This window comes from Chryseobacterium sp. CBo1, assembly GCF_001693475.1.
GTDB classification, from domain to species: domain Bacteria; phylum Bacteroidota; class Bacteroidia; order Flavobacteriales; family Weeksellaceae; genus Chryseobacterium; species Chryseobacterium formosense.
In genome coordinates, this window is sequence record NZ_MAUH01000020.1 from 1 (window position 1) to 18482 (window position 18482).

The 18482-nt window shown below is 32.2% G+C and carries 13 protein-coding genes; 3 read left to right on the forward strand and 10 right to left on the reverse strand.

Features of this window, described 5'->3' with window-relative positions; genetic code table 11:
- Positions 1-111 precede the first annotated feature (111 nt).
- Positions 112-1014 carry a TIR domain-containing protein gene (locus BA768_RS12030; protein ID WP_065720941.1) on the forward strand — a complete coding sequence of 301 codons (903 nt, stop codon included), beginning with the start codon at positions 112-114 and terminating at the stop codon, positions 1012-1014.
- Positions 1015-1430: 416 nt separating this feature from the next.
- Positions 1431-1952, forward strand: coding sequence for a hypothetical protein (locus BA768_RS12035; protein ID WP_065720942.1), 522 nt, complete (start codon positions 1431-1433; stop codon positions 1950-1952).
- A 344-nt stretch (positions 1953-2296) separates the two neighbouring features.
- On the opposite strand, the gene BA768_RS12040 is transcribed toward BA768_RS12035, so the two are convergent.
- From BA768_RS12040 to BA768_RS12060, 5 genes are all read right to left on the reverse strand, one after another.
- On the reverse strand, positions 2297-3700 hold the full coding sequence (locus BA768_RS12040; protein ID WP_065720943.1) for a recombinase family protein: 1404 nt from the start codon (positions 3698-3700) through the stop codon (positions 2297-2299).
- Positions 3672-4610 (reverse strand): ParB/RepB/Spo0J family partition protein, encoded by a 939-nt coding sequence (locus BA768_RS12045; protein ID WP_065720944.1) that lies wholly within the window; start codon positions 4608-4610, stop codon positions 3672-3674. Before BA768_RS12045 ends, BA768_RS12040 begins: the two co-directional genes overlap by 29 nt.
- Before the next feature lie 308 nt (positions 4611-4918).
- Positions 4919-6295: a hypothetical protein gene (locus BA768_RS12050; RefSeq protein ID WP_123947109.1), complete on the reverse strand. Its 1377-nt coding sequence runs from the start codon at positions 6293-6295 to the stop codon at positions 4919-4921.
- Positions 6296-6626: 331 nt separating this feature from the next.
- Positions 6627-7409: a helix-turn-helix domain-containing protein gene (locus BA768_RS12055; protein ID WP_065720946.1), complete on the reverse strand. Its 783-nt coding sequence runs from the start codon at positions 7407-7409 to the stop codon at positions 6627-6629.
- 21 nt (positions 7410-7430) lie between these two features.
- The gene (locus BA768_RS12060) at positions 7431-8720 is read right to left on the reverse strand and encodes a phage integrase SAM-like domain-containing protein (RefSeq protein WP_065720947.1); all 1290 of its coding nucleotides are present in this window, start codon (positions 8718-8720) and stop codon (positions 7431-7433) included.
- 406 nt (positions 8721-9126) lie between these two features.
- On the opposite strand from BA768_RS12060, the gene BA768_RS12065 reads away from it, so the two are divergent.
- Positions 9127-10407, forward strand: coding sequence for a dicarboxylate/amino acid:cation symporter (locus tag BA768_RS12065; RefSeq protein ID WP_065720948.1), 1281 nt, complete (start codon positions 9127-9129; stop codon positions 10405-10407).
- 214 nt (positions 10408-10621) lie between these two features.
- On the opposite strand, the gene BA768_RS12070 is transcribed toward BA768_RS12065, so the two are convergent.
- From BA768_RS12070 to gyrB, 5 genes are all read right to left on the reverse strand, one after another.
- Complete coding sequence (locus BA768_RS12070; RefSeq protein WP_410493515.1) at positions 10622-11512, reverse strand: diacylglycerol/lipid kinase family protein; 891 nt, start codon at positions 11510-11512, stop codon at positions 10622-10624.
- 5 nt (positions 11513-11517) lie between these two features.
- Entirely contained in the window at positions 11518-12342 is an 825-nt protein-coding gene (locus BA768_RS12075; RefSeq protein ID WP_065720949.1) for a DUF3298 and DUF4163 domain-containing protein, read from the reverse strand.
- Between the two features lie 76 nt (positions 12343-12418).
- Complete coding sequence (locus BA768_RS12080) at positions 12419-14356, reverse strand: DUF3857 domain-containing protein (RefSeq protein ID WP_065720950.1); 1938 nt, start codon at positions 14354-14356, stop codon at positions 12419-12421.
- Entirely contained in the window at positions 14357-16252 is a 1896-nt protein-coding gene (locus tag BA768_RS12085) for a DUF3857 domain-containing protein (RefSeq protein ID WP_065720951.1), read from the reverse strand. It lies immediately after the preceding gene.
- A 137-nt stretch (positions 16253-16389) separates the two neighbouring features.
- Positions 16390-18324 carry a DNA topoisomerase (ATP-hydrolyzing) subunit B gene (gene gyrB, locus BA768_RS12090; RefSeq protein WP_034675483.1) on the reverse strand — a complete coding sequence of 645 codons (1935 nt, stop codon included), beginning with the start codon at positions 18322-18324 and terminating at the stop codon, positions 16390-16392.
- Between the last annotated feature and the right edge of the window lie 158 nt (positions 18325-18482).

The following is an 18482-nucleotide window of genomic DNA, read 5'->3' on the forward strand; positions in this document are numbered from 1 at the left end:
GATGTCTTTTACGAATTTTTCGGAACTTTTCTTTTTAGGTGTTTCCATAATTAAATGTAATTCTTTTTTTGAAAACACTCCTTAACTTTTATACTATATAATGTCTACTTTTTGCTGACGATTTACAATGTTACAAAAATTAGAGAGAAATTATTTAGTACAATACGTGATAACGTTATTTTTGAGTTAGGATTATTTATAGGACGGTTAGGTACAGATAAATTATTTTTTGTGATACCAGATCTATGTGATGATTTACACTTACCTAGTGATTTACTAGGTATTAATCCAGGAAAATACGATAGTACTAGGGAAGACAATAATTTGCTAGCAGCTCTGGGACCTTTTACTAATCAAGTACGAAAAAGCTTAAAAGAGTATTCTTATTCAAATATTATTGATCTTAAAGATGAAAAATTAGAGATTAAAAGAATAGCGATCGAACAGAAAAGGTTTTGGCAATACACACTTTCATCAGAGTTGATTAAAGACAGACTAGTTAATATAAATCAAAAATATAATGAGCTAGCAAAAGACCTTGTATTTGTAAAATCAAAAACCCTAAATGTTATTGATTATTTAAGCTCCCAAGCTGATCGTCATGAGGATTATTTAAAATTGATTCAAATGTTTCGAAGGGCATTTGATGATTTGATAAAATCCTATGGGGGAACTGATTCCGAACTGAGCATTTTTGATATGAAATCTGCAATAAATAAGATGGAGTATATCTGTATCAAATTCTTTGAGTGGGAATTGGAAAACAGATCATTGACACCTCCCGATTCTTTAAAAGAATTGCAACAACTGCAAAAAGGTTGGACAAAAATTATTGTAAACGGAATAAATCAATTGCCAATAATCATCAATGAACAAGTTAAAGATAATTTGATTTCAGATAATGATGTAATAATAATTGATTTAAAGATAGGATCAATTCCAAATTTTGAACAAATACAAAACCTAATGAATAAGTTTATGCAACAAATTAGAAACGGGGAAATTTTTGATTAATAAGTATTCTGCTAAAATAATAATAATAATAATAATAGATTAGTGTAATTAAGGTATTGTTGCCAAAAAATTAATATAAACAAAAAATCAGTTTCAGGATATTGATTTTTTCATCACTTTTGCAAACTAGAAACAACTAAAACGGTTTAATTATTGATATAGAAAAAATTGTCAAAATGAAATAGTTCATTTGGAGGACATTTACGAAAAAAAAGCGTTAGCTATTTATACTTGTTACTGAAAACTGGTAATTTAAAGATACACGAGATAAATAGACCTAATGTTCACGCTTGGCGTGGACTTGGTTTATTTGTGTATCGGGATACCAGTCCCTCAGTAACAGTAAGCTAAAGTTCCACGCCTTTATGTATTAAAAATTTTCACTTTGGAGCTGAGTGAAAAAAATCGCTCTATCCATGAAAAATATTATTTTTTTAGCATTTCTATTATTTGGAAGTATGTATTTTTCTCAGTCTGTCACCGAGAAATATAATTCACTCTACAAACGTTATGATTATTTCGATTCCTCAGGGAATATAATTGGTTATAAAAAGTACAATAGTCTCTCAAGACATTGGGAATATTACAATCTGAACAAAACGCAATATGAAAGACAACCACGACAATATGGCAATTATACCCAACCATATCATCTTGATTTGATAGAACGTGCTTTAAGACAAAAACAGCAAAACTATGATAGTAATTTTCAAACTGTAAAAGCTACTATTGAAAATATAATTAATGATATTAAAACTTGGGAAATTAGCGCAGATGCGAAATACAAAATAATAAGCCACTTCAAAGATGCTATCTCTAAAAATTTAGATAATAGAAATATAGATTATGGCTCTGCTGAACAAACTCGAATAGTTATAAAATGGTTAAATGAGACCATAGAAATAATTATTAAAAACCTGATTGATAACACAAAATGATATTGCAATTTCAAAAAGAGTGTATTCCATTTGAGTACAAACAATACAGCGTTTGGGATGACGTTTCACTTCTTTTGACTCTGTTGGCATATCTCGTTTTTTATATAGGCTGTGCTTACTATTTCATGCTTGGCTTGAAAATAATAATTAATGCTGTGAAAAAGTATTTTTAGGGAGAAAAATTTTAAATGCTTCAAAGCCTGTTGATAACACGATAGTTTATTGTTAACTACAATTATCTTTGCTAAAAGAAGGTACATGTTTTAAAATACAGGTAAAACCAAACGTTATATTTAACAATTTTCAGTATAATATTGATACGATTGCTGTACTCACACAAAAAATTATATTAAATTTTCTAAGAATTTATACTTCTTTCTAAACCATCGTCTTGATTCATTAATTTGTTTTAGAAGATTTAAAATAACTTCTTCTAAATTTTTAGTTTCAATTTTACTCTTATGGTATAGCGGGGTATTTTCCATTAAAATAAGAAAGTTTGTAGAAGTAAAATTTTGAGTTGAAAATACGAAAAGCTCTTCAATTATTTTTTTTGAATCATACAGAACGCTTATTCCTAAAACATTATCATAGGCTCGTATTTTTTCTGAAATCAAAAAACACCAATATACATTAGTTATATTTTCAAGTTTGATACTAAAAATAATAGGCAGTTCCAAAATTATTTCATTGGCTTCAAATTCGCTTGCACCTTTACTTGTAAGCCACTGTAGAATATCATTGCAAATATTTTTTTTTGCTTTCTTGATTGCATGAATTCCTTTTCGCCAGTTACTTGGAAATAGCCAATAAATCTTTTCCTGTGCTTTCTTAAAAACCTCTTTATCAATCGTGGCTTCAAAAGCATTCGGAACTATAATCCACTCTGAGCGTTTATTTTTGACAGATTTTTGCTTCAGCTTGCCCCACGTTTTATTGTATATTCGAGTACCAATATAGATTTCATTAGTAAGCAGCCTTATTATTTTCGATGTGTCCCATTTTTTTGCATTCGCTGAAAATATTCCTTTTTGATTAAAATATTCTGCAATTTCTATAATAGAAAATCGTTCATTTACAAATAAGTCAAATATTTTCCTTACGATTTCAGTTGTTTCATCATTTTTAGGTGTAAAAGTAACCCGTTCATTAGCTATTTGCTTATGCTCCCTTGCATTTAGAATCCGAATAGGTTTTTTGTTGACATCAAGTAATTGTCGTGTCATTCCATAGGCTGCTTTACCTCCCGCAGAATAACCTTGTTGTGAAACTTTTATGCATCCGTGAAATACTTTTTCGCTCAATTGACGGCTATACTCTGCCGCCATATATCTTTGAATAGAAATTTCTAAACTTGAAAATAGTTGATTAGATATATCGGGAAAGCCCCTTGAAACATAAACAACCTCTTTATTGTGCTTTCTACATAAATATACATAATGACCTGCTTGGTCTTGATCTTGAAAGCGACCCCATCGGGAAACATCGTAAACCAGAACATATTCAAAATGAGGTGCTACAGGATTTTCAATCCATTCGATAAAAAGTCGTTCAAAGCCAGGTCTATTGGCAAGTAGCCCACTTACTCCCTCGTCTGCTTCTTCATGTATTATTTCAAGGTTGTGTTCATAAGCAAATCTCTCAACATGACTGCGTTGAATTGCTATTGAGTTTTCTTGCTTATCTTCAGCAGAGTGTCGATAGTATGCAATTGCATTTTTAAACTTCTGTTGAGAAATATTCAGCATTGTTTGTAAAGGTTCCCATAAGTTTATGAAGGTCTTCTAGTAAATTTTGTTCCTTTTCAGTCAAATTAATATTAAAATTTTTCTTTGCGGTTAATTCTTTTATTAAAATTTTAATCTGACTGGAAAATCCTGAAAGCCGAGACTTTTCAGAAAGTTCATTAACAGTCATTAAAGGTTCGGTAAGAAAATTTAGTATTTCCTCTTCATGAAGAGAAGCATTTGTGAAAATTTTGGATAAGATTTTAAAATCGTTAGCTACGAACATTACATTATCACTTATTTTTTTAAATAAAATTTTTATAATATTATCAATTTCATATTGTTTAATTTTCCTAAGTTTAGGAAGCATTTGCATAAAAGCAATACGTTGATATTCTTTCATATTATAGTCCGACATTAATTCTAAATATTCGACTCTCATATCTCTTAATTCAATATAATGAGATAAATGTATTGGTGAGATTCCTAACAAGTTAGCTAATTCCTTTTTCGTAGAACCCTTATATTCTGCTGTAATTTTATGAATGGCATTTGCTTTTTCCATTGGCTTCCAGCTTCTGCGATTATTTTGCATTTCGAACCTTCGAGCTTCAAATTCACCTTCGCTCATCTTAGGGTATACCCTACAAGGCACAGTTTCAAGTCCTAACTCCTTCGCACATGAAAATCGTCTATGCCCATCCATAATTAAAAAGCGACCTTCTTCAATTTCACTTACTTTGATAGGGTCTTCAATCCCGTAATGCGAAATTGATTTCATAAGTCGGTTATAATCACCTCCTGCTCCAAAACCAAACGCTTTACGTGGCTGATTTGGGTCTCCTTCAATTACATCAAGCGTTAATTCCATAAATTTAAATGGTTGTGGTCTAAACGAACTAATGAGATTTTTCATATCTTTTTCACTCATAACTAAATGTTTAATAATTTGTTATAAAATAAATTATTCAAATTTAATCGTAATAAAGTGAAATATGAAATTATATTTTCTTGAACAAGATATTACGAGAACATTACTTGAAATTAATAGATTGTATATTCTGTATGTTGTAGTTTAAAAACATTATACAAATTTTCAGAAATGAATTTTTAGCAGTATCCTACTGAAAAAATTAAAAAAAATTTTAGATTCCTAAATTCAAGAAAAAAAACAGGCATTACCAACCTGTTCTTCTTTTTAATATCTATTTAGTTAAAATTCTGCTTAATCAAAACACCTTAAAAACCGTTATAAGCATACCATTCTGGATGCAATTCAACTCTCTTTTTATAGTCAACTTGATAATCATGTTTCTTCCATTTTTCCTCTTCTATTTTAGGCGTTAAACCCGTAAATTGGCTTATATAGTAAGGCATTAGAGTTTTCAAAACTTCTCCATACTCAACCGTTGTACTTACAGAATCATGTATCGTAAATAATGGCATTTCGGGATATTGTTCTGCAATTTTCTTTGTTACAAAATCAATAATGCACTCCGATTCGATATTTTGTAATAACTTGGAAAAATCAGAGTTCTTTTTCATTTTGAAAATCTCAATTAATCCAACTAAATTCGGAAAAGCACGTTTGAAAGTATGATAATGCTTGTCTTTTGTTTTTACTCCACAAAATAATAGCGTAAAAAATACTCCTTTCATCATATTTCGTAGACTATAATGTATTTCTCTAATTTTATAATTTAGTCTTTCATCATATTTGTAGTTACAGTATTTTCTCAAATGCTTGTCAGGTGCAATTATCTCCGTCATATTTTCATAAATTCTGCCATCAAGTACCCAAAATCTGAAAACCTCATATTCATCCTGAAACTCCTTACTACAAATCGTTTGAGTGATTTTTTGCAACATATAGGAATTATAATAACTTTTATTATAGGTTCTACTTAATATATTATCAATTTTACTATTATTATTCATTATAGATTCTATTAGAAATACCAAGAAAAACGGTTGTGAATTTTTTAAATCATAACCTATAATTTCTCGACCACCATAGGTAACAAAAGGTTTAAATAATTTCTTCAAGCTCGTTAAAACTGTATGTAAACGAAAATCACTTTCCTCATTTCGGGTTGCGTAAAAAACTTTATGATGTAAAGCCAATATTTGGTAGTTCCAATGAACCTTTTTAAATTTTAAATCAAAATATTCACTTTCGTAAAATATCACATCCTGAATATAGTTTTTAGCACCTTCAAAATCTATCACCAATTTATCATTAAACCACTTCAAAAGATGCTCATTTTCAGCATAAACAGATGATTCCTGAATTGATTTTTCAAGAATTACGTTGCCTGAATTTAAATTTTCAAGTTCTGTCACAATTATTTCTAAATCCTTTTTAAGTAAACCCATTATAAACTCAGAAAAACGGTATTTTCTTGAACTGTGACCAGCCGAATGATTATCTGTAAGCTCAATAACATCTTTTTCAATTAGCCAATCCATGTATTCATTACAATTTGAAACCCAACTTCTCATAATTTTAGCATTTAGGGTAATCGAAGCATTCTCTAATTCCTTATTACTGTAAGAATTTTGCTTTCTTAAAATTGTATTTACGATGTAATAAAACCACTCGATTTTAAATTTCAACTTGAAATTTGGTGGTTCGATTTCTACGATTCCATCGATGTAATTCTTTATTGATGAAGGTATTAAAATCCTATTCGTTAAATGAGTGTACTCCTTTTCAAATTTATTTTTCTTCTTTAATGCAAATTCTTTCTTGCTTTTTATTTTGACTCGTTTAGCCATTTTTACATATTTTTTTAATCCTCAAACCATTACAGGAATAAGGGTAGGTTATAAATAAACTTCAAGCAAAAGCAGTAGCTAACATAAGCCCTTGCTAATGCTTGAAATCGTTCGATAAATTTTTAGGTGTGTAGGTCAGTAGGAAAGAAAATCCTACTTTAGAGGTAGGTTAATTCGTTCGTACGAGACAGCTTACAATCTCATTGGGTTTAAAATATACTTGCGCTCCAAGCATATACTCTGGAATCAACCTTGCTTTTCTCATTCTCCAAAAAGTAGTTTCACCCACCCCTAAGAAATCAGCAGCTTCTTTGATTGAAAAAAGTTCAGGTAACAATCTTTTTTCCAAAGAGCTTATTTTAGCTGTCAAATCAGCCGTTTTATCGCCTACAATCTTTTCGATAACAGATTTTAGTATTTCATCATTTGACACAGTAGAATCGCCCGAAAACGGTTCAGAATATTGTATGCATAATTTATCCAAATACTTTATTTCTTCATTGTATTGAGCCACGAAGTAATCAATCACCTCTTTTTGGAGTGGGTTAAGGTTTTCAAGTGACGATAAAATTTCACCAATACTAATAAAATGTAGTTTTATTTCATAGGCAGTTTGTCTCTTTGTTGTTAAGTCGTTAATAGTTAGTAAGTAATTTCTCAATTCTTTTCTAAAGCCATGCGCCAACTCTGAAAAAACAGGCGCAATAGCATTGTAAAACATTCCAAAGTCGAAAATTGGAAGCACCTTATCATAATTGACAAAGTACACATGAAAATGATTGTTCATGTCATACTCTTGCTCCGAAATTTCTGTTTCTTCGTTACAGTCAAAAAATGTCATTTTCAAGCTCATTTCAGGGTGTAAAAATCCAAGATTTCCATATCCGCATACAAACTTATCAATTGACATTAAATCGTGCTTTAAAAGCGGGTTTTTTAATGATTTATTCATACTGTATTATTTAATTGTTTATTAATCATAAAAATAACTGGCTAATGCGTGTGATTGTTGGTTGTCAACCTTACCAATATATTTTAAAAAAATTCCCTCACTTTTATGACCTGTCGCCTTCATCAATAAAGGGGTTGGTATTTTGCCATAATTATTACTCGCAAAACTCCTTCTCCCGATATGGCTTGTAATAAGCTCATGTTTGGGATAATGGGCAAATACTTTCCTTTTCTCTTTTTCAATTCCTCCATAACACATTTCAGTAATTCCTGCATCTTTACATACAGTTTTTACCAATAGATTGTACTTATCCTCATCATATTTCGGTGGAAATTGAAAATCTCGCTTGTTTAGTATTTTCAAAATCTTCGGATGCACAGGTAAATGTAGTACATGACCTGTTTTATCTTGAGTGAAATTCAAAAAACACATTTCTTTCCCTTTGTCATTTGTTTCTCTACTAATCATATCAGTAGTAAACCTCATGAAATCTGATATACGTTGCGCAGAATATACAGAAATAATTAACCAATCGCGAATATTATCTAATTCCGAATCTTCAAAATTGTGATTTTCAATACTCGTTAGCTCCTCCGGTGTTAAGATTTGAAAGACTGTTTTCTCCAATTTTGATTTAACCATTTTGATTTGAGGACTTAATTTAATACCGTTAAATTCTGCATGGTTCGCAACAAGCCTTATATATTTTAGAGTAGTTGAAACATAATTTTTAGAATACTTTTTAACTTCAATCATGTAATTTCCAAAGTCGGAAGCAAATTGTTGGTTTAATTCAGTGAATTTCAACTTTTTCTTTTTGCTGTACTTTAAAAATTCTGCTACCATATCTCTTGTACGCTTGATTTTACCTAAATATTCTTCACCTACATGATGTTTCTTTTGTTCCGTAAAAACATCACAATAAGCAACAAAATCATCAGGAATAGTATTTTCTTTGACAACAGGCGGATTAATAATATTTTTTAACCATTCCAAATCAAACTCAATTCCTTCTGATTCCTTAAAAGATTTCTCAATCTTCTTTTCCAATTCTTGAAGCCTTGCATTTACTTCTCTACTTTCAAAAAATAAAATTCTTGTAGCTCCGTCTCTTTTCTCTACCAACTTACCTTTTTGCTCAACGAAGAATCTCTCTTTCATCATTCCGCTTTCATTACACCAATGTGAAGCAATGCAGGTTTCTTTTGTTGGCGTTTTAAAGTCAAACGCTCTTCCGTTTGTTACTCTTACATAAATAGGCGTTACGCCTTCGCCAGACGTATGTCTGACAAAAAATTTTGTCTTTAGCATAAATTATATGATTTTAAAAAGTTATGGTAACTTGTGTTTTTAAGGAGTGCAAAGATACGAAATTTCCACCACACTGACAAATTGTCAGATGTTAAAACTTGGTTAAATAAAATATTTTTCATAATATACGAGGCAATAATAAAATAAATGTTTTGGATTTTGTATCGACAATGTTCCAACATTTACAGAATACAATGAAAGAATCTTAAATTTTCACAGGCAAATAACTATATGCTAAAAAAACAAAAACCCCTTAAAAGAGCTGTTAATACAGTAAACTGCTTGCAAAGGCTTTCATTTGATTTCAGTTAAGACAATACTTTCAGCACCGCCGAAAATCACCTGACTTTTATCATGTTTTTAGAACAAATTTTATTAATTTTCGCTCTTTAAATCTTATATTCTTTTGAAAAAGAAAAAATTCTACCAACAACTATATTTTCAGGTCATTATCGCAATCACTTTGGGAATTCTTCTCGGAAACTTTTATCCTGAACTGGGTGAAAAAATGAAACCTTTAGGCGATGGTTTTATTAAACTTGTTAAAATGATCATTGCTCCGGTCATTTTCATTACCCTTACTTTAGGAATCGCGCATATGACGGATCTGAAAAAAGTGGGCAGAATTGCAATTAAGGCAATGCTTTATTTTTTTACATTCTCAACATTAGCACTAATTATCGGTTTAATTGTAGGAAACATAATCAAACCCGGATCGGGATTAAACATAGACCCTGCAAGCTTATCGGGCGATGTTTCACAATATCAGCAAAAAGCTCATGACACAACGCTTACAGGTTTTATCATGAACATCATTCCTGAAACCTTATTCAGTCCGTTAATCGGGGAAAATATTCTTCAGGTACTCCTGGTTGCTATTCTCATGGGAGTAGCTTTGGTTTTAACAAAGGAAAAAAGCGGAAAGGTTACAGAATTTTTACAGGTATTATCGGCTCCGGTCTTTAAAATTGTTCATATGCTGATGAAACTTGCTCCAATTGGTGCGTTTGGAGCAATGGCTTTTACGATCGGTAAATATGGTCTGGCTTCCGTTCTAAATCTGATTATTCTAGTCGGAACATTTTACATCACCTCTATTCTTTTTGTTGTTTTGGTTTTAGGTGCAGTTGCGTGGTATAACGGTTTCAATATTTTTAAACTGATGTACTATCTTAAAGAAGAATTGTTGCTGGTTTTAGGAACAAGTTCGTCAGAATCTGCACTTCCGGGGATTATGGAAAAGCTTGAAAAAGCCGGCTGTTCCAGAGCAATTGTAGGTTTAGTAGTTCCTACAGGCTATTCTTTTAATCTTGACGGAACGAATATTTATATGACTTTGGCCTCATTATTTATTGCGCAGGCCTTAAATATTGATCTTTCCATAGAAAAACAAATTATGCTTCTTTTGGTTGCCATGCTGAGTTCGAAAGGGGCAGCAGGAGTCACAGGAGCAGGTTTTGTGACTTTGGCGGCAACTTTGGCGGTAGTTCCTGAAATCCCGATTGCGGGAATGACCTTAATTTTAGGGATCGATAAATTTATGAGCGAATGCCGTGCTTTAACCAACGTTATCGGAAATTCCGTAGCAACAGTAGTTGTAGCCAACTGGGAAAAACAATTGGATAAACAACAGCTGAAATATTGTCTGGCAAATCCTAATGAAATAGAGAAAAAGCTGGAAATTTAAATTGAAAATAAGTTTTACCTTTTCCGAATTTTAAGATGTGAAATTATAAAGTGAAAATCTTAGATAAAATTTTAGTCTATGATTATAGCCATAAAAAATAAGGATATTATTCACTTATTTTTGTAATAGATTTATTATCGTAATGATAATTTTTTTTCATCATTTGTGTTTTTTTAGCCTTCCTTACGGGAGGCTTTTTCTTTTAATAATGAGTTTAAATAAGAATATTCAGGCTTGAAGGCTGAACTTTTACATGAATCGGAGATTTTATTTTATTGAATTCCCCGTCAAGATGCCAGTTTTTGGTATTGACTTTAAATTCGATTTCGGAAACAGGGAGATATGTGATATAATCGTCTTCTTTAAGCTTTTTTGTAAACATTCTGAATGCAAAAAGTGGCGAATACGTCAGTGGAAATTTCTTCACCAAAACCACATCTACAAGACCATCACTTTTACTTGCCATCGGTGCGATATATGCATTATTTCCGAACTGACGGGTGTTTGCTATATTTACCATTAAATATTTACCATTATACTGCTTGTAGTTTTCATCAAGAAACTTCAGCTTGATTGGTTTATAATTAAAGAAGGTTTTTAATGAGACCTTGATGTAATTTTTAAATCCGCGAGTGGTTTTTTCGAATTCTTTCACCACTTTTCCGTCGAAACCTGTTCCCGAAACATTGATTGAAAGTTTTCCGTTAACTGTAAACGTATCAATCTTACGGGATTTTTTAGATTTTAATTTATTTAATAATTCATCTAAGTTTTTACTAAACTGTGTTTCATTAGAAAAACCATTTCCTGATCCTGCCGGAAAAATAGCTAAAACCTTATGGGTATTTATCAGATTTTTTGCCACGGTTGAAATTGTTCCATCACCACCGATTGCTACAAAAATATCAACATCAATAAGATGCTGTTGAATAAATTCATCTGTTCCGGCAATCGATTCAGAGATATAGTACAATGGGTTTTGCACCTTATTTTTAAGATCATTCAGAAATGGCTGATAATTCTTTTTTGCCGAAAAAGGATTGATGATGAAAGCAACTTTTTCCATTGTTACAAAAATAAAAAATGCTTCCTGATTTGGAAGCATTAATATTAGTTAATTTTAAGTCTCTTTTTAAATTCGGGATTTATGGTTCCTTCGAGCTCTTTCCACGATACAGGAATAACAATATCTCCCGCCGCAAAAGCTGCAATTTCGTACGGACTGTAATGGAAGTAAAGATTTTTTTCGTCAAAATAAAAATCTTTGTTTGCCGGAATGACATCCACCAAAAGCATTTCAGAATTATTTACGGCACCGTCAGAATCTGTTGTTCCGCTCGGGATTTTGTTGATGTTTTTCATTAAAAGTTCTTCCAACCTTCCTTTCGGCATTGTTGTAATGTCTTTTAAATCTAATTTTTTATTGTTTTTCAGATCGAAAACCCTTGTATTAAAAGAGTAATTTCCGTGTGCGCCGCCTTCGTAAGACGTGTAAAGATATTCGATCTGCAGGAAGTCATCACTTTGTGAAATCAGCTTCATGAATGATCCCGATTCCCAGGTTTGCGGTCTGTCGATATCTGAAATCCATTCTTTGCTTTCCTCTTTTACGGATGAGAAAAAATCAGCTTTATCTTTTTCTAAAAATTTTTGCAATCCCAGTTTTGAATAATCTGTAATTCCTTTTTTATCGTAATAAATACTGCCTAAAAGAGCTTTATCTTTTATCGTTGGGAAAACCAGCATCTTCGCCGAATAATCTACCGAAAGCATCTCATTAAACTTTACAGAATCATTAAGTTTAACAGAATCTATTACAAATTTTTCAGGTGCGGTAATTTCAGTTTTGGTCTCCGTTGTCTTAGTTTCTGTCTTTTTACAGGCAGACAAAAGAAAAGCTGCAGAAAACAAAATATACACAAATGTATTTTTCATAATTATTTATTTTCCGACAAGAATGCAAAAACCATTCACAAAATGAATGGTTTTTAAATATTGATAAAATAATTACTTATTTTTTTATTAAGCTCATCACCTGACTTTCAGAATCCGACATTACTTTCCAGATTTGTTTGAAAGCAGGATAATATTCTTTGGGATAATCTGCGCTGGCTATTTTATATTCAGAAACAGTTATTATTCTGTTGTCTTTTCTTTCCACCGTGTAGGAATAACTGATTTCTTTATCTTCAGTTACAATTTTTTTACTTTTGGGTAAATCAGCAACATCGTATCCTTCAGGAATTTCTATTTCGACAACCTTTGTCTTGCTGATCGGCGAAATAAAATCAATCATATATTTTCTTTCTTCCTCCTGATCAAAATCATTTTTGGTCTGGTGCAAAAATAAAAGCGGATTGATGATTTTTCTCTTTCCTAAATTATCAATCATATTATTTGAAGCAAAGCTCATCGTAGATCGAAACTCTCCCCCATCTAAAACTCTTGAATTGATATTATCAAAATCAACAGAAAAGACATCTTTATACTCTTTTTTATACTTATCCTGATTCTCATCAAAGCGCTCTTTAGCATTAAGAGCTCCCATCCCTTCATCCTGATCCTGGTAAACGCCCGAAACTGAACCATCAGGATTTATTTTTGCTTTAACGGTATGACTGTTGTAACTTTCCTTAATATTCGTAAGAGAAATAAGTTCTGCTTTGTCATCTCGTAGAAGCAAACCGTTGCTATTCCATACTCTTGCAGGAAGAAGATCTTCTTTTGCCTGTTTGGATGTTGCATCATAAAGGTATATTTTCTTATCAATTTCTGCACAGGCAATGACGTAATTAAAGTTACCCAAATTAGGGAAAGTAAGATTTACAAAACCATTTCCGATAGTAGAAATCAAAATAGGATACGCTTTAATACCTTCGCTTCTTAATGCATTTAATAGAAACAGATTAAGATCTGCTGTATTGCCTGTTTTATTTTTAATTAAATCTTTGATTCCGTTATCTGTACTAAAACCATAACGCTCGTTCCATGTATAGCTGTTCTTAACAAAATCGAATAAAAGATTCGCTTTCTTATGCTGATCTTTTTCATCAGAAATATTTTTTGGTAAAATCTCTTTTACCAATCTATCTTTTTTATACTGATTTCCAAAATCCTCGTGATCCCAGAGTTTTTTTCTGATATCTTCCCAGGTTGATGTGTAGTTTTTTAAGCCGTTATTGAAAAAAGTAGAATGTAGTTCTGCCCTTATCTGAGTTCTGTAATTATCATTGTTTTTTACAAACTTTTCCTTTTTAAAGCTTTTCACATTTTCATAAGCAAATCTGTATGTTTTATATTGAGCTCCATAACTGTTTTCCTCCGCTACCTTTTTATATTTGGGAGTCAGAGAACCCCTAAAATCGATGTTATACGACATATTTGTCGGAGACTCAAAAATATATTCTGTATATTCAGAAGGTGTATCCATTTCAATATAGGCGAGAGGAATTTCATAAATAAAAGGTGAGGTGACTTCGTATTGAAACTCAATGACAGAACCATTTTTGATATTAGGAAAGGCAAACTTATTGGTAGTATAATATTTGCTTTCCTTAGATCTAAATTTCGAGCTTTTATCTACTTTTGTTTCAGCTATTTTACCATCCTCAAGATTATAAACATAAGCTTTTATTGAATTGAGAGTTTCTTTATTGCCTTGATTATTGTCATAAAGCGAGATTTCCAAATTCATCCAATCTTCTGCTTTATCTTTATCATAAATTTTAATTCTGTACTTAACCTTTTTTAAAAGATTACCCGTTGAACTATCAATATGATAATGTAATGAGCGATATAAAATTTCTGCGGGAGCCTTTTCTTCGATTTCAGATTTTGTTTTTTTCAGATCTTCAATGTCAAACTTCGGCATTTTCAGAAATTCATGTTTTTGGGCATAAACAATTACGGTTGATACACTAAAACATAATGCAAAGAATATTTTCTTCATTTATGATTTTTTAGAAATTAAAATTTTAGAATTATCGGCATTCATGATTTTTTTTCTGAAGCCAATGTAATCGTTGTACTTTTCTTTCGGGTGAAGTCCTTTTTTCATCTGTAAAAATCTTTTGACAATCAGCTGATCATCTTTTTTCTCAAATGAAATTTTGTAAGTCCCGAAATCTGAATTGATATTGCCGTTTTCGGGCATTTCTTCAATAAAATAGCCTGCAGGAAGCTTATAAACAATTTCATACTCGTCTTCGAATGAAAAACGGCTTTCGAACGGAAGCTTTCTGTTTTCATCCTGATGATAGGTCGCATCTGAATAAATAGGTACTGCTCTGAAAATAAAACTTGAGCCTACCATTTTGGAATAATTGATCGCCTTAAAGTCTAAATCAAAATCAACTGCAGCAATGTCTCTGTTGTTTTTGAAACCGGACATTTCAACTTTTTCGAAACTTAAAGTAGAAAAACTGTTCTTAACAGCATTATTTTTTTCAGTTTGATCCAATCCGGAATAGGACAAATTAAAATCATACTGATTACCTGTATATGTAAATTTACCTTTACCGTTTATCGTTTTGTCTGCATTTAACTGAATATTTAATATTTGTTTTTCTTTATTCTGTTCAGAAGAATAAACCGGAGTCTGCATAATCTCAATTCCTGTAGGCTTTACAGCAAGAACATTTCTGTCTGTCGTACTGTATCCTAAATGATTGTATGCCATTTCCTGAGATGTATTTTCGAGCCAAATATTTCCTTTTTCTGTAGGAATTACAAGAATAGCATGATTTCCTCCCATTTTAGGGAAATCGGCATCGAAGCTTATCGGTGAAGAATTGGAATTTATGATTGCATAATACGACGGTATTCCTGCTTCATCCAGAAGAGTTTTCATATAATTGGTAAGACCTTTACAGTCTCCATACCCTTTCTTCTGAACTTCATCGGGTAACATCGGTTGCCATCCTCCGATTCCTAAGGTTACAAAAACGTATCTTGTCTTGCTTTGCATGTACTGATAAATTTTCTTTACTTTTTCTTCGGTAGAACCGGAAAGATTCAGTGCAGCAATTTCAGATTTTATCTGAGGTGTAGAAACCGAAACTGGTGTCAAAAGATTATTGTAATACCATAAACCAAAGTCTTTCCACGTTGTAATATTACCTTTTTTTCCGACTAAGCTAAACTGATCCAGAGAGAAGCTTACTTTGGGTAGTATTTTTTGCGGATTGGGAGCCATATCTTCATGATCAATCGCAGGAACATTCTCGTAAGTATACACTTTTCCACCATCTTCGTCTGCAACTTTTACAGAAGCAAAACCATATGGTGATTCATAAGTTTTTGAGCGTAAGTTAATTCCTGATTTATTAATGATTTTAAAACTGCTTTTCTGCAATGAAATGTTAAAGTCTTGATAAGGCGTAAAATCAGGAATAAAAACGGTGTTTGGATCTTTCTGATCATAGCTGAATTCTATTGTATAAGGATAGGTTGTCGGAGTGTAAGAAAGATACATCACTCTGTTATTCGAATAAAATGTACCTTGAGAATTGGCCGCTACATCAGAAAAGTCACTTTTAGAATAACTTTTTATTTTTACACCTTTTTCGTCATAAACTGTTACTTTAATATTGGATGCAGCATTTCCTTTTTCGTAGTAAATTCTCGGAATAGCAAAACCAACTGCATCTTTATTAATTACAGTGATTGCAGAAAAATTATGATAAACAATTTCGTCAATTTTATTAATTTCTAAAACTGTATTTTCATTTCTTACAACTGCACTTGCATTTTTCTTTAAAACGTCGCTGATTTCAGATACGGGATAATTTTGTGCATAATAAATAGAGGCTAATGAAAGAGCTCCTACGCACCATAATTTCATCATCGTTATTAATTTTTTTCAAAAATATAAAAAATCTTAATAAAATGTTAATTTATTTTCATGATCATGAGATTTATTAGGTATAAAAAAAGACTTCATTACATGAATGAAGTCTTTATATAATATTTTGAAGATACTAATTAAGCATCAATCTTCGCATATTTAGCATTCTTTTCGATAAATTCTCTTCTTGGCGGAACCTCATCTCCCATCAACATTGAGAAAACACCATCTGCTTCAACAGCATTATCAATCGTTACTTGTTTTAAAATTCTGCCTTCAGGATTCAACGTTGTTTCCCAAAGCTGTTCAGGATTCATCTCTCCAAGACCTTTGTAACGTTGAACCTCTACTCCTTTCCCGTCCGGAGACATTTCTAAAGTAAATTCTTCACGCTCTTTCTCGTTGTAAGCATATTGCTTTTTATTCCCTTTTTTCAATAAATATAAAGGAGGTTGAGCGATATAAATATATCCGTTCTCAATCAGTTCTTTCATATATCTGAAGAAGAAAGTCAAAATCAATGTCGAAATATGAGAACCATCGATATCGGCATCGGTCATGATAACGATTTTATGGTATCTCAGTTTTGTCATATTTAAAGCTTTGCTGTCTTCTTCTGTTCCTACAGAAACTCCAAGAGCTGTATAAATATTTTTGATTTCTTCATTTTCATAAACCTTATGCAACATTGATTTCTCAACATTCAAGATCTTACCTCTTAATGGTAAAATTGCCTGGAAATGACGGTCACGACCTTGTTTAGCCGTTCCACCTGCGGAATCCCCCTCCACTAAGAACAGTTCAGATTCTTCAGGGCTTTTTGATGAACAGTCAGATAATTTTCCCGGAAGCCCAGAACCTCCCATCGGAGATTTTCTCTGAACCATTTCACGGGCTTTTTTCGCAGCCTGTCTCGCTTTTGCAGCTAAAACAACTTTCTGTACGATCAATTTCGCTTCGTTGGGATTTTCTTCAAGGAAATTCGTCAGCATCTCGCCCACGATTTTATCAACCGCTCCTGAAACTTCCGAGTTACCTAGTTTTGTTTTGGTCTGCCCTTCAAACTGAGGCTCCATTACTTTTACAGAAATTACAGCTGTCAAACCTTCACGGAAGTCATCACCCGTAATTTCAACTTTTTCTTTTGCAGGAAGTCCTAATTCATCGGCATATTTCTTCAAAGTTCTCGTCAAAGCACGTCTGAAACCAGCCAAGTGAGTACCTCCTTCGTGAGTATTGATATTATTTACGTAAGAGTGAAGATTTTCATTAAATGATGTATTGTAACGCATTGCCACCTCAACAGGAATATCGTCTCTTTCACCTTCCATGAAAATCACGTGCTCCATAATCGATTCACGGTTTCCGTCGATAAACGCTACGAATTCTTTCAAACCACCTTCAGAGTGAAAAACTTCTGTTCTGAAAGTATCATCTTCCAACTTTTCTCTTTCGTCGGTAAGCGTAATGGTGATTCCTTTGTTAAGATAAGAAAGTTCTCTTAGACGTGTTGCTAATGTATCGTAATTATAAACTAATTCTGTAAAAATTGTATCGTCAGGCTGGAAAAACTGCTTTGTACCTCTGTTTTCGCTGTGACCGATTTCTTCAACTTCAGTCTGAGCTTTTCCTTTAGAATAAATTTGCTGATATACATTTCCGTCTCTGTAAACCGTTGTCACCATCTGGTTGGAAAGCGCATTCACACACGATACCCCAACTCCGTGAAGACCACCGGAAACCTTGTAAGAATCTTTATCGAATTTACCTCCGGCTCCGATTTTTGTCATTACAACTTCAAGAGCAGATTTTTGTTCTTTTTCGTGGAAGTCAACCGGAATACCTCTACCGTTATCGCTAACCTCGATTCCGTTTCCTTCTTTGATGCTGACGAAAATTGTGTCGCAGTAACCTGCCAAAGCTTCATCAATAGAGTTATCTACTACTTCATAAACCAAATGATGGAGACCTCTTACTCCCACATCACCAATGTACATTGAAGGACGCATACGTACGTGCTCCATTCCTTCCAATGCCTGAATACTACTAGCTGTATATTGTTTTTGACTCATATAAAATATTAAAAATCCTGCTAAATGCAAAGACCTACAAATATCGTGATTTTTTTCGACTTATAAAAGTTAAATACATCTAAAAATCTTTCAATTTATAATTAAAACAAAGTCAATATTTAATGTAAAAAAAGATTAAAGTTACGGCAGATTTTCTG